Source organism: Caminicella sporogenes DSM 14501, assembly GCF_900142285.1.
Classification (GTDB): domain Bacteria; phylum Bacillota; class Clostridia; order Peptostreptococcales; family Caminicellaceae; genus Caminicella; species Caminicella sporogenes.
Window position 1 is genome coordinate 1 of the sequence record NZ_FRAJ01000029.1, and the last position, 13,124, is coordinate 13,124.

Here is a 13,124-nt window from a genome sequence, read left to right on the forward strand (position 1 = left end):
TTTTTTTTGCTAAAGTTATTCCAAGAATACTCATAGTCATTACTAAGTCATGATAAGCTGTAATATGCATTCCCTTTTTTAAATTATTTACAGTTAATACTTGATTGTTTTTAGTTACAATTTGCGTATCGTTATTAATGAGTAGCATTACTTCATCTGTCAAGAACCTTGGAAGTTTTTTCATCTATACGAATATCTGTAATTTTTCCATCTTTTACTGCTATATCTTTAAGTACTTCTATTGTCTGAGCAGTTCCAATTGGTGGAAAACTTCTTGTTAGAATTGGTTCATAAAAGACTCTTATTTCATCTCCTTTCTTTAAATCTTTTAAAGCTACTAATGTATTATCTATTGGATTTTTTATTTTTGTATCTTTAGTTATATTTAAAGCTATAATGTCATAACCGACATTTTTCAATTGCTTTCCTTTTACTAAAATTCTTGTTCTTTCATTTATTTTTTGAATTTCTACAATTTTTCCAGTTGTTTCTAAAATAGATAAGTTTTCAATAGAATTTTTTTTATTATTAATATGTATAGTACCAGTTTCATCTCTAATTACATCTATTTTTAGTATGTCTGTTATAAAGTTTAACGGTACATAAGTTTTTCCATCTTTAATTTCTGGAGCTGTTCCAAGAGCTATTGGAGACATCCTGCCAAATGTATATTGATCTTTATCTATTTTTACCATAATCCAATGAGCTCCTTTTGTAATTTCAATTTCTCTATTTTCAGCATTCCACTTTAACTGGTATCCTAAAGTTTCAACAATTAGTCTTAATGGAAGCATTGTGACACCATTTTTTTTCATATAGACTTTCGTTTCTTCATGATTTAATGCCTTATTATTAATTATAAGATTTATGTGAGTTTTTTTAAAAGAATCTTGTTGTTTAATACTTAAAGTGGTGATTGGTTCATTTATCACTTTGTTTGGATTATATTCTGCAAATGAGAAAGACATACTTGATGCCAGTGTTATTCCCATTAATGTTATTCCTATTAATTTTTTTGATTTCATGATTCATCTCTCCTTTTTGTATTTTTCATTTGATTAGACAGAAGAAATCATAAAAAAGTTCCATAGAATTTTCTATTTTAAAATATTTTTTCAATTGTGAAATATATACAGCACGAAATAAAATAAAAAGGAGTTTTATGTTAAATTTTGTTATTTAAAGGAAAATTTACATAATAATTTAGTGTTTTAAAAAGAAAAAATTGTTATAATTTAATTATTAGTTTATATTTTCTAATTATCTATTGGGGGGATAATAGTGGATATTAACAGCAGAATTGTTGAAGTAAATGAAGCTAATATTTTTATATCTTATGAAGAAATTGAACAAAAATTAAAAGTGACAATTGATTTTGAAAAATTAAAATTATGTACATTTAAAAAAGAAAGAAATAATAATTATGTTATGATAGTAAAAATCCCCATAAAGAATAATAGTTATGAAGGGATTAAGTTACTTTTAACAGTTTCAATACCAAGTAATGTTTTTAAATATGTAATTATTCCACTACAAAATCGAACAAATGTAAAAAATAATAATGATAAAGTAAAATGTGATTTAATAAGAAATGAAATAATAAAAGTGAATCTTGAGAGTAACAAAATTAAAATTATACTTGATTTGAATAAGATAAGAAATCTAAGTTCAAGTAGACTTATTACGGATTCATTAAAAGCAATTCATAGAACTTATTTTAGAGGTAAAGTTAAAGAAGGAAAATATAAGGGTTTAATTTCTGAATTAGAATTATTTATTCCTAATAAGTTTTTTATAGATAATAATATAAATTCTTATTGTGAAAAAGAAAGAAAAACAAAAAATAAATTTAATATTTCCAAAAAAAATAAATCTTATTTTAAGAATAATGTGAGATATTATAATCCTGATAATCCATACATAAAAGAAGCAAAGGATGGAGCATTTAGATGTTGTGAAAATTGTTATTATTTAAATGAAAATCAGTTTTGTAGTATCCATGAAACTAAAGTTAATTTAGATAATGTATGTAAAAGATTTTATTATGTAAAAGTTTACAGAGGTGGAGGATGGTCACCCAAATAAAATAATTTTAGAATACAAATGCAAAATTAATAGAAAAAATATTGACAATTTATTGAAGTGAAATTATAATAAAATCAAACAATAGAAAAACAATGCAACATTAATAGAAAGGGATGTATTGTAAAATGGCAAAAGATTATATCTATTATATTTTAACTATGAAAACTCCTACACAAGAGTTTAAAGAAAAAGGTTTTAAGAATTTTAAAGAAGATATTGAAGCAGGAGTAAGAATTTTTAATGCACAACTTAAAAATGAAAAAGAACTTGTACTTCTCGATGTTGAAGATTCAGAAATTTATTTAATGCTTATAACCGAACCAAAAGAAGATAAACAATATACTTTAAAAGATTTAGTTATATTTAGTAGGATTATGTATAATACACTTAACTGGAATAAATATACAAGGGAAGAAAATACACTATTTTATTCTAAAAGAACAGAAAAACTTGAAATATCAAGTGCTGAGGAGATTATTTGTGAGTTTGGATTAATTCCATATGACTATATGGATGAAGATGATTTAGAGAGCATAGAGCATGAACCAATTGAGATTGAGGAAATAGATGAAGAAGAAGGATTTTTTGATTATATTTCTGATGAACAAGCGATAGCAGTATTCAATTACTTGTTAAAAGTCCAAGATATAGGTGATGCTTATTCAATTGAAAGAAAAAAACATACTATAAATAAAATAAAAAAGATTTTAGAAGAATGGATATAAATATTTCAAGATTACTTATTGATAGGAGGAATGATTTATGGCTGGGTATTCAAAAATATACTTTATTGGTGGAAAAGGTGGTTTTCTAGGAGCAGATGGAATTAATCCAATTGCTCTACAAATATGGCAAGGAGAAGGTAATAGGCAGTGGCTTGAAGCTCATTATTTTGATAATAAATTATCGCCAATAGGAAATATAAATACTATTATTCCTGAAGGACCTGATCATCCAAATGCACTAATTGATGCTTGTATAGCTTTTGCACCAAAATTATTTAAAGGTTGTAAATCATTACCTAAAGTTGCTGAAAAGTTACAAAACGAGACAAGATTAGATTTTGATATTCGTAGAGATGATATTCTTAAGGAATGGGAGCAATTGAGAGAAGAAGCAAGAGAAATATATGAAAATTTAGTAATATATGTAGCAGAATTAAAACCATTAATTAAGTAAATTTATATTGTTATATGTAAAATAATATTATATGAATTAAATAATAAGTATATTAGCTCATAGTAGCTATTTGTTAGAATATACAATTTATATCAATTTTTAAAAATAAAATATAATTTAATGTAGATGATTTTTTAAAGAATTGGAGTTATGTATATCATTGATAAAGAATTTAATTGGACTTATGTAAAAATGTATAGAAGCAATTAGAGCTACAAATGGTGTAATCATAACTGCTTCAGAAAATAAAATTAATGAAGCAAGAAAATATTTAGCTCAAAGAGGATTTTATGTAGAACCTACCACAGCTGCAACTTTTGCCGGATTTTTAGAATACTATAACGAAAATAAGTATCATTTAACTGGTAAAATAGTTATTCCTTTATGTGGAGCAGGATTAAAAAAAGAATAGATAATTAAAACTCCTTTTTGCTTTTATTTTTGTCAGAAAGGAGTTTTTTATTTTCAATTAAGCACAAATTTTTTACATTATTTTATTTACCTTCTATTATTATTAAACTTAATTGACTTCTATTTAAAAATCTTATTGGTAATGAGCTTGTTCCTAGTCCGCTGTCAATATACAGTGTAGTGTTGTTATTTATTTTAAATATTCCTTTGTCGTATTTTGGGAAAAGACCTTGTCCAGGTATAATAATACAGCCAATTATGGGAAACCTTACTTGTCCTCCATGAGTATGTCCACATAATATTAAATCTACCATTTTTATATTTTTATGTTTTATTACATTTGGTGAATGTGATAGTAATAATGTAAAAATATTTTTGTTGATATTATTTAAAATCTTATCCAAATTATCACGATTTGAATAAGAATCATCTATACCACAAATATTTATTGAGGTACCATTTTTAACAAAAGATGAACTAGTATTATTTAATACTTTTACTTTCATTTTACTAAGTTGTTTTGAAATTTCATAAAATTTACCAGACCTCCATTCGTGATTTCCAGATACATAGTAAATATTTTTGTTAATCTTTAGAAGTTCTTTAATAAAGGAATATATATACTCAAAATTTTTTGTTTTGCTATCAATTAAATCTCCTGTTATAACAATGATATCGGCATGAGCATCTTTTATTTTTTTTAGAAGATTTTTATTGTTGTTTGGAAATTTTTTATTATGTATATCAGTTAACTGTAGTATTTTAATTTTAGTATTTTTATCAATTTTATTAGTTTTGATTGATACAAAATTAACTTTAGGAAAATTAATTTGATAATAATTATATAAAAATAGTATAATCATAGTAATTAGCAATATATTTAAAAATTTTATTTCCATTTTTATCCCTTCTTTTATGTTTTTTATATATATTTTATAGTTTTCAACAGTTATTATATCATTAAATATTATCATATTTTAAAAAAGAAAACTATTTTAGTTAAATAATCTATTTTGATTATATTAGCATTGGAGATTAAATGAAATATCTGAAATTTTTACAAAAAAATATGAAAAATTTTTGAATTAATATTATAATAAAGTCTGACTGTAAAATTATTTATAACTAAGAAATAGGAGTGTGATTTATGACGAATGTAAAAGTTGTAATTATTGCTGTTTTTATTGTATTAGCTATGTTAGCAGGATTTATTTATAAGAGCAACAAACCTAAAATACCTGTAAAAGAATATGAGGCATTATGTCTTGAACTAGCAAAAATTGATGACCAAATTGCAAGAAATGAGTTAGAAGGTAATACGATTAATGGGAAAAAGGTTGTTTTTCCTCCAAAAGATGAGTCGATTAAATATCGATATGAAGTATTTCTTGATATGTATAAAAAATATAGTCGTGAAGATTTAGAAAAAGAAAAGGAGCATTTATTAAAACGTCTTGAAACATCAAAACAATATTTGAATGAAGAATCTCAAGATTTAGAGCTTATACTTCAATAATTGTTATAGTATCGGTTTTTAATTAAATGAAAATATTTTGTAAACTAATTTTTGATAAGAATTTTTAATTTGATTTTTAAAAGAGGAAATTGCATAATTAATTTTTTTATACTATAGTTTACTAAAAATGAGATTTTAAATTTCAAATTTATTGAATTAATTGCAACTTCCTCTTTTACTTTTGAATTTAAAGGCTTCTGATTTGTTTTAAAAATTTTATAGTTCGTAAATTTTTAGGGTTATTAAATATTTCATCGGGAGTTCCCTGTTCAATAATTTTTCCATCATCCATAAATACTATTTTATCGGCAGCTTCTTTAGCGAAACCCATTTCATGAGTAACTATTATCATAGTCATATGTTTATCTGCTAAACTTTTAATAACATCTAATACTTCTCTTACTAATTCGGGGTCGAGGGCAGATGTAGGTTCGTCAAATAACATTATCTTTGGATTTACAGCCATAGCTCTACCTATAGCAATTCTCTGTTGTTGACCACCTGATAATTTTGAAGGATAACAGTCCTTTTTATCTAATAAGCCAACTAAATTTAATATTTTTAAAGCAATATTTTTTGCTTCCAGATAATTTATTTTTTTAACTACAATTAAAGGTTCCATAATATTTTCTATAGCAGTTTTATTTTTAAATAGATTATAGTTTTGAAATACCATAGAAGTAGATTTTCTAAGTTTATGTATTTGTTTTTTTGTTATTGTTTCAGTATTTATTTTTAGATTATCAATTTCAATTTCACCTTTGTCAGGTCTTTCTAAATAATTTATGCATCTTAAAAGAGTAGATTTTCCAGTACCAGAAGGACCTATTATTGCAACAACTTGTCCTTTTTTTATTTCAAGGTTGATACCTTTTAAGACTTTTAGACCATTGAAGCTTTTGTAAAGATTTTTAATTTTTATCATTATTAACACATCCTAATAAGCTTTGTTCATTATTAGTTCTAATTTTTTTTGTAAATATTCAAATAAAGATATAATACTCCAGTATATAATTATAACATCAGTAAAAGCTTCAAAAAATCTATAAGCTGATGCCCCTTCCATTTGAGCTGTAGCCATTAATTCAGTCACTCCTAATGTAAAAGCAAGTGAAGATCCCTTTATAATATCAATAAAGTTATTAGATAGAGCAGGGATAGCAACTCTTGCAGCTTGAGGAAGAATAATTCTCCTCATTGCTTGAAGATAAGTCATTCCTACAGATAAACATGCTTCCATTTGACCTTTATCTACAGATGAAATAGCTCCTCTAATAGTTTCGGACATATATGCAGAAGAATTTAAACTAAGACCTATTATTGAGGTAGTAAAGCCATTCATTCCTTTTAAACTTGGAAAAATTTGAACTAATCCAAAATATAAGAAGAATAATTGAGCAATTAAAGGTGTTCCTCTAAAAAAAGAGACATATACTTTTACAATTGGATACAATATTTTTATTTTATTTTCAGTAATTAATGTAATAATTATAGCAATAAATAAACCTAAGAATAAAGATAATATAGACATACTCAATGTTACATGTAGATATTTTAACATTAATGGAAGTAAATTTAATGCAAAATCAAAACTAAAAGTTTGCATATTTACACCTCCATAGAGAAAATGGAGTAGTTTCAAAGATTTATTTAAATATAATTGTTTCGACATTAACGAAAATTTTATTTTTTGGTTGTATCTAAATTGAACCATTTATTGGATAATTGAGTTAATGTTCCATCTTCATGCATTGATTTAATTGCTTTATTAATTTCTTTTATAATTTGTTTATTACTGTCATTTTTTAGAAAAGGATAAGCGTTTATTTCAGTTCCTATTTCTGTGTTTACTCCCATTAATTTCACTTTTAAATTTCCCTGCTTTATAACAGTTTGAGATTTTATTGCAGCTTGCCAACATGCATCAAGTCTTCCAGTTTCAACTTCTTTTTCTAAAGGAGCTCCATCATATAAAACAATATTAAGACCAAGTTTATATTTTTCGTTTAGTTCTTTTAAAGTTTTTTCTCCATTTCCACCTAACCAAGCACCTACCTTTTTACCTTTAAGGTCTTCTATTGTTTTAAATGGACTATCTTTTCTTATTATGAAATCATATTTGCTAAAAGCATATGGTTCTGTAAAATAATATTTTTCTTGTCTATCTTTTCTGATAGAAATTTGATGAGCAATTGTATCAATTTGTCCAGCATCTAGCATACCAAAAAGTCCACTGAATTTAGATACTATAAATTCAACCTTGTATCCAGTTCTTTTGGATAATTCCTTCCAAACGTCAATTTCAAATCCTTGAATTTTACCATCTTGTTGAAAACACCATGGATTATAAGTTCCACCTGTACCTACTTTTATAATCTTTTCTGTAGGTGTATTGTTACTACTTGTAGTAGTTTTACTACATCCTATAAACATTACAGTTGTTATAATTGTTAAAATTAAAGTTATTGCTATTTTTTTGAACATAATAAAACCTCCTTTTTTATTTAATTTTATTATTAAGTTTATTTATATATCCAAATATATCCAAGTTTAAAACTTAAGTTACATGAGTTAAAATGGTTGCAAAAGAAGTATGTTTATATCCTTTAAATATTAAATCTGAATGTATTTCATCAGATATTACTATAATATTGTTTTTTATACAAAGCTTTCCAAGTTCTTTTAATTCATTTTTAGACCATACTCTGCCTACAGGATTGTGAGGATTATAGAGGAGAATTAATTTAACTTTAAAATCAATTTTTTTCTCTAAATCATTGAAATTCATAGTATACTTTATACCATCAAATTTTAAAGGATTATTTACAATTTTACATTTATTGTTAATTATAGATTAAAAAAAGAGGATAAAACGTTCTTTTAAACCATCCCATTTAAGAGAATTGGTATTAAAGCGTTTAATAACTTTATCAAAATTGTATTGCATAAAAAATTTCTCCTTATCAATTTTTAGATTTATTTATAAATCAAAAAAGCAAAATTTTTTATAGTGAGATATGTTGAAATTTTACCTAAGCTTTAATAATTTTTACTATCGCTATTTATTATAAATTTCACAATCTATATTTTACTTTGTAGTTATCAGTTAGTCCAATTTAAAAATTTTATAGAAAATATTCATTTATAAATTAAGTAAATTTTATATCAAGAGAAAAATATAATTTATACAATATAAAGTTATTGTTAAGCAAACAAAAAGCAGATTTATGACAATATTACCAAGGAGGTTTATTATATAAAAATTTTTAAAGTATAGGAAATGTTTAATAATATGAAAAATTTAAAAATATAAAAAGATAGCATGTATTAATATTAAAAAAATTTATAACTTTTTTAAAAAGATAGAAAGTTTCTATTAGCTCTTGCTTGAGGTATTTTATATAATTGCTAAGGGAGGGAGGATAAATTGAAGAGAAGTAGAGAAATTATTTTGCTTTCACATTGTATACTTAATGCTAATTCTAAAGTTGAAGGATTAAGTGAATATTCAGGAGTGCTTTTTGAGTTGACTAATTTAATAATTAAAAGAGGAATAGGTATTATTCAGCTTCCTTGTCCTGAAATGCTTATGTATGGCATAAAGAGATGGGGACATGTAAAAGAACAATTTGATACACCATATTTTAGAGAAAAATGTAGAAAGTTAATACAGCCAATAGTAAATCAGCTGATAGACTATAAAAATAGTGGTTACAAAATACTTGGAGTAATAGGTATAGATGGAAGTCCAAGTTGTGGAGTTAATAAAACATGTTCTGGCAATTGGGGAGGAGAGTTTTTAAATAATAAACTGTTAGTTGATAAAATCCATAATTTGAAATTTATAAATGCTTCGGGAATATTTATAGAGGAAATGAAAAAAATATTTAGAGAAAATAATTTAAGTATATCATTTACAGCATTAGATGAAACGAATATTAATGGTAGTATTAATAAAATAAAAGAGTTTTTAGATAAAAGTAAAAGTTTTGAAGAAGAAATGTAATTTGGTAATATTAAGAAAATATTTTAATCACTAGCGTTACATAAGTGAAAATGGCATTGTTTTTGTGTAACGCTAGTGAAGATGATTAATGAATGATTGAGAAAAAATATTTAAATTATATGAAAGTTAAAAAGGCAACCAAAAAAATCTGTTTTTATTTGAAGTTGTTTCTATAAAATAAGTTCTATTAGGATTTATTATTATTTCAAAAGGAAAATTATAAGTAGTTGGTTCACTGTAAATATTTATTATAGTCATATCCTTTACATCAGAATGTGTTGTAAAGAATTTTTGAACTGTTAAACCTAAAGGTTTCGAAAGCATATTAGCTAGTGTAAAAACGACTATAATATTTAATAAAGATAGATGATTAGAAAAAAAGAGTGCAATAATAAATCCTAACGATAAAAGAAAAGTAGATGTTGCTATAGAGGTTCCACATCTCGGATGTAGTGCTAAATATGTTTCTCCTTTTGTCATGCGATAAATTCCTTCTCTTGCAGCATCTAAAACTTCATAAGGTGAAGGAAGGTCAGGACCTGATAGAGAGAAACCATTAGAATAAGCAAGACCTCCTATTCTTAAAGTTTTACCGTATCTTTCTTCTAATATATTAACTGTTGCATGTTCTAGACTGTGATTTTTTCTTATTTGTTTATTTGAAGCTATTTTAAATATTTGCCATGGTATAGTTAATACATTTAAAAAAGAATTAAAGAAAACTACATAAGGAATTAAAAATAAAAATCCTATTATAAAGAAAATAATAAAAGGTATTATGAGAAAAGGGAATAACCAAAAGAACAAAATCAACAATAATAGAAAAGGCATTTAAGCATACCTCCTTTTTCGTAAAACAATTTATTTTATTATATCAAAAAAATATGATTTTTTTAGTTGTTTTTCTAATTTTTTATTTTTAAAAGTATTATAATTTAAAATTATGATATATTGATAAAAAATTATAAATGGAAAGTGTAGATATACCTTTTGCAGTTAATTCTGATACTAAGTTTTATGACCGTGAAACTAATAAGTGGATTGAAGAAACTCAACCAGTTTTTAAGAGCATTTTTAGCAATAAATGATTATTAAAAAAGTATATTTTATAGGCTGTTATCTAACAGAGAGAAGATAGCAGTCTATTTTTATTTGAAAATTTTATGCTATAATACTTATAATTGAAGTGAAAAAATGAAGTGATTAATTTTTTAATGTAAAATATAAAAATACATATATTCTAATTCAAATTAAAAAGAAAACTAGATGATAAATTAAGATTAAATAAAAGGCAGATGATATATTCAGAAGGTGGAAAAATGAGAAAGTATACAGTTAAACTGCAAACAAAGATTACAATATTAATTACGATAGTAGTATTTATATCAATATCAATTGTTTTACCTTTTATAACAGACAGTGTGTCGAAAAATGTAGAAGAAAAACTTGCAGTAAATATAATGAATATTGCAAAAATAGTAGCAAAATCTCCTGTTATAAGAGAATCTTTAGCTAAAAAAGACCCAGATAAAATTATTAAAACATATATAGATACATTATTAGATTCGGTCAATCAAATAGAGTTTATAGTAGTTGCAGATATGAATGGTATTAGATATTCACATCCAAATCCAAATAGAATAGGGCATAAATTTGTGGGTGGAGACCAATACAGAGTAATTAAAAAAGGGGAAAGTTATATTTCTAAAGCAACTGGAACATTAGGAGAATCTATGAGAGCTTTTATTCCAATATATGATTTGCAGAATAAAAGGCAAATAGGTTTTGTTTCAGTAGGAACACTTATAAAAAGTGTTGAAGAAGCTAAGCATGAGGCAATTTTACATTTAGTTTTTTTGGCGTATACAGGTATATTGGCGGGTGCAATAGGAGCTTTTTTATTGGCAAAAAATATTAAAAATACACTTATGGGATTAGAACCAGATGAAATAATAAAACTTTATAATGAAAAGGTGGGTATGCTTGATGCAATACATGAAGGAATTATTGCTATAGACAGAGATTGTAAAATAACTCTTGTTAACGATTCAGCACTTGATATACTGCAGATAAAAGATAAATATAAACCTAAAGAGATAATTGGAAAGCCTGTTACAGATATTTTTCATACTAGTAGACTTCCTAAAGTTTTAGAAACTGGAATTGCTGAATATGATAAGGAACAGAGAATAAATGATACTATTATTGTTACAAATAGAGTTCCTATAAAAGATAATGGGAAAATTGTTGGAGCTATAGCTACTTTTAGAGATAAAACAAAAATAACGAGGTTAGCTGAAGAAGTGACAGGAGTTAAGCAGATAGTACAGGCTTTAAGAGCTAATACTCATGAATTTTTAAATAAGTTACATGTAATACTAGGACTGCTTCATATAGGCGAAATAGAAGAAGCAAAAAAATATATTGTAAATATTACTGAAAGTCAGCAGCAGATACTTAGTATGATTATAAAAAAGATAAAGGACCCGACTATCGCAGGATTGATACTAGGAAAATTTAGTAGAGCAAAAGAACTTGGAATAAAAATAGTAGTTGATGAGGCAACAAAACTTAATCTTAAACATAATAATATAAGCAGTAGTGCACTTATAACTCTTGTTGGAAATATATTGGAAAATGCATTAGAAGCAGTAAGTAAGACGAATAAAGAAGAAAAGATAGTAAAACTTAGAATAGAAGAAAATAAAGAAAAAATTGAAATAGAAATAGAAGATACTGGAAAAGGAATAGAAAAAGAACATTTGAAAGATATTTTTAAAAGGGGATTTACAACAAAATTAGGAAGTGAAGGCATAGGATTGGATTTGGTGAAAAGAACTGTTGATGAATTAAATGGCAAAATTTATGTAGAATCTGAAATAAATAAGGGAACAATTTTTAAAGTTATACTGCCTAAGGAGGTTGATTAACAGTTAAAGAATATTTATAAAATTTTATAAAAATCTCAAAACAATTATAAATCAATATTATAATTATTTTGAGGTAATAAAAATGAAATATTATACTATAGGAGAATTTGCTAAATTAATTGATGAAACACAGCAAACTTTAAGAAATTGGGATAAATCAGGGAAATAAAAACCTTCTTTTATTACAGAAAGCGTGTGCAGAAAGAAAATAATCAAGGAGTTAAAAGAAAATGAGTAAATCTATAGCTGAAAATAAAAATATAAGAACATACAAAATGAGAATAAAAGACAAAAAATTCAAATCAAAGGTTATAGATTATATTTACAAGTATAGGCATTTTGAAAACATGTATATAATACTCCTTAATCAAGACTATAAACAAAACATAGGAGATTTTAGGTTGTTAACTAACTATGAAATAATGAGAGCATTATTTAGAAGAACTACTCCGAAAAAGCTAGAAGAAAAGTTAACTTATATCAGAAATAAATATAAAAAACATCAAATAATGAATGACTTAATAAAACTATCTAAAAACCTTAAAATTCATAATTTAGTAGAAATAATGAAAAGAATTAAAGCAGAATACAAAGGATATTTCACAAAAATAAAAAATGGAGATTACAAAGCAAGACCACCTAAACCTAAAAAGCTGTCAAAACTAACAAACTATACAATTCCATTAGATAGTTATAAAGGATTTTCATTAAAAAGAAAAAATCAGATAGGAATAAACCTTAACAATAAAATGATAAGAACATATATAAACCATAAAGAACTAGAAAAAGTAGTAGGAAATTTAAAAAAAATTAAAGCAGTACATCTTAACTTATCAAACAATGAGCTGTATTTACTTTTTATATACGAAAAAGAAGAAAAAGAAATAAAAAATAAACCCTACAAAAGTGCAGGGATAGACATAGGAATAAACAATCTTTTAAGCATATATGTAGACGATAAAGAAACGCCAAGTTTAATAATAGATGGTAAAAAATA

At 24.8% G+C, this 13,124-nt stretch carries 15 protein-coding genes; 7 read left to right on the forward strand and 8 right to left on the reverse strand.

The window, feature by feature from the left end; genetic code table 11:
* Positions 1–184 (reverse strand): hypothetical protein (locus BUA90_RS12305; protein ID WP_143146282.1); only part of this gene is annotated, 184 nt, incomplete at its 3' end.
* Positions 153–1,025 carry a stalk domain-containing protein gene (locus BUA90_RS11665; RefSeq protein WP_072968777.1) on the reverse strand — a complete coding sequence of 291 codons (873 nt, stop codon included), beginning with the start codon at positions 1,023–1,025 and terminating at the stop codon, positions 153–155. The genes BUA90_RS11665 and BUA90_RS12305, both read right to left, overlap by 32 nt.
* Before the next feature lie 256 nt (positions 1,026–1,281).
* On the opposite strand from BUA90_RS11665, the gene BUA90_RS11670 reads away from it, so the two are divergent.
* The 3 genes from BUA90_RS11670 (at position 1,282) to BUA90_RS11680 (ending at position 3,264) form a co-directional block, all read left to right on the forward strand.
* Positions 1,282–2,085, forward strand: coding sequence for a hypothetical protein (locus BUA90_RS11670; protein WP_072968788.1), 804 nt, complete (start codon positions 1,282–1,284; stop codon positions 2,083–2,085).
* A gap of 125 nt (positions 2,086–2,210) precedes the next feature.
* The gene (locus tag BUA90_RS11675; RefSeq protein ID WP_072968790.1) at positions 2,211–2,810 is read left to right on the forward strand and encodes a hypothetical protein; all 600 of its coding nucleotides are present in this window, start codon (positions 2,211–2,213) and stop codon (positions 2,808–2,810) included.
* 37 nt (positions 2,811–2,847) lie between these two features.
* Complete coding sequence (locus BUA90_RS11680; RefSeq protein ID WP_072968792.1) at positions 2,848–3,264, forward strand: hypothetical protein; 417 nt, start codon at positions 2,848–2,850, stop codon at positions 3,262–3,264.
* Positions 3,265–3,758: 494 nt separating this feature from the next.
* Here the strand turns inward: BUA90_RS11680 and BUA90_RS11685 are convergent, their stop codons facing one another.
* Positions 3,759–4,574, reverse strand: a complete 816-nt coding sequence (locus tag BUA90_RS11685; RefSeq protein WP_072968794.1) for a metallophosphoesterase — start codon at positions 4,572–4,574, stop codon at positions 3,759–3,761.
* Between the two features lie 248 nt (positions 4,575–4,822).
* Between BUA90_RS11685 and BUA90_RS11690 the strand changes: the two genes are divergently transcribed.
* On the forward strand, positions 4,823–5,191 hold the full coding sequence (locus tag BUA90_RS11690) for a hypothetical protein (protein WP_072968796.1): 369 nt from the start codon (positions 4,823–4,825) through the stop codon (positions 5,189–5,191).
* 187 nt (positions 5,192–5,378) lie between these two features.
* On the opposite strand, the gene BUA90_RS12555 is transcribed toward BUA90_RS11690, so the two are convergent.
* The 4 genes from BUA90_RS12555 to BUA90_RS12565 form a co-directional block, all read right to left on the reverse strand.
* A complete protein-coding gene (locus BUA90_RS12555) occupies positions 5,379–6,116 on the reverse strand; it encodes an amino acid ABC transporter ATP-binding protein (protein WP_072968797.1) in 738 nt (245 codons plus the stop codon).
* Between the two features lie 12 nt (positions 6,117–6,128).
* A complete protein-coding gene (locus BUA90_RS12560) occupies positions 6,129–6,797 on the reverse strand; it encodes an amino acid ABC transporter permease (protein ID WP_072968799.1) in 669 nt (222 codons plus the stop codon).
* A gap of 77 nt (positions 6,798–6,874) precedes the next feature.
* Positions 6,875–7,675 carry a transporter substrate-binding domain-containing protein gene (locus tag BUA90_RS11705; protein WP_072968801.1) on the reverse strand — a complete coding sequence of 267 codons (801 nt, stop codon included), beginning with the start codon at positions 7,673–7,675 and terminating at the stop codon, positions 6,875–6,877.
* A 73-nt stretch (positions 7,676–7,748) separates the two neighbouring features.
* Positions 7,749–7,979, reverse strand: a complete 231-nt coding sequence (locus BUA90_RS12565) for an aminotransferase class I/II-fold pyridoxal phosphate-dependent enzyme (protein WP_072968803.1) — start codon at positions 7,977–7,979, stop codon at positions 7,749–7,751.
* Positions 7,980–8,618: 639 nt separating this feature from the next.
* Here BUA90_RS12565 and BUA90_RS11715 point away from each other — a divergent pair.
* On the forward strand, positions 8,619–9,197 hold the full coding sequence (locus BUA90_RS11715) for a CD3072 family TudS-related putative desulfidase (protein WP_072968804.1): 579 nt from the start codon (positions 8,619–8,621) through the stop codon (positions 9,195–9,197).
* A 126-nt stretch (positions 9,198–9,323) separates the two neighbouring features.
* Here the strand turns inward: BUA90_RS11715 and BUA90_RS11720 are convergent, their stop codons facing one another.
* A complete protein-coding gene (locus tag BUA90_RS11720; RefSeq protein ID WP_072968806.1) occupies positions 9,324–10,028 on the reverse strand; it encodes a DUF6391 domain-containing protein in 705 nt (234 codons plus the stop codon).
* Positions 10,029–10,516: 488 nt separating this feature from the next.
* On the opposite strand from BUA90_RS11720, the gene dcuS reads away from it, so the two are divergent.
* On the forward strand, positions 10,517–12,127 hold the full coding sequence (gene dcuS / locus BUA90_RS11725; protein WP_072968808.1) for a DcuS/MalK family sensor histidine kinase: 1,611 nt from the start codon (positions 10,517–10,519) through the stop codon (positions 12,125–12,127).
* 230 nt (positions 12,128–12,357) lie between these two features.
* The coding region (locus BUA90_RS11730; protein WP_200793528.1) for a hypothetical protein at positions 12,358–13,124 on the forward strand (767 nt) is incomplete at its 3' end.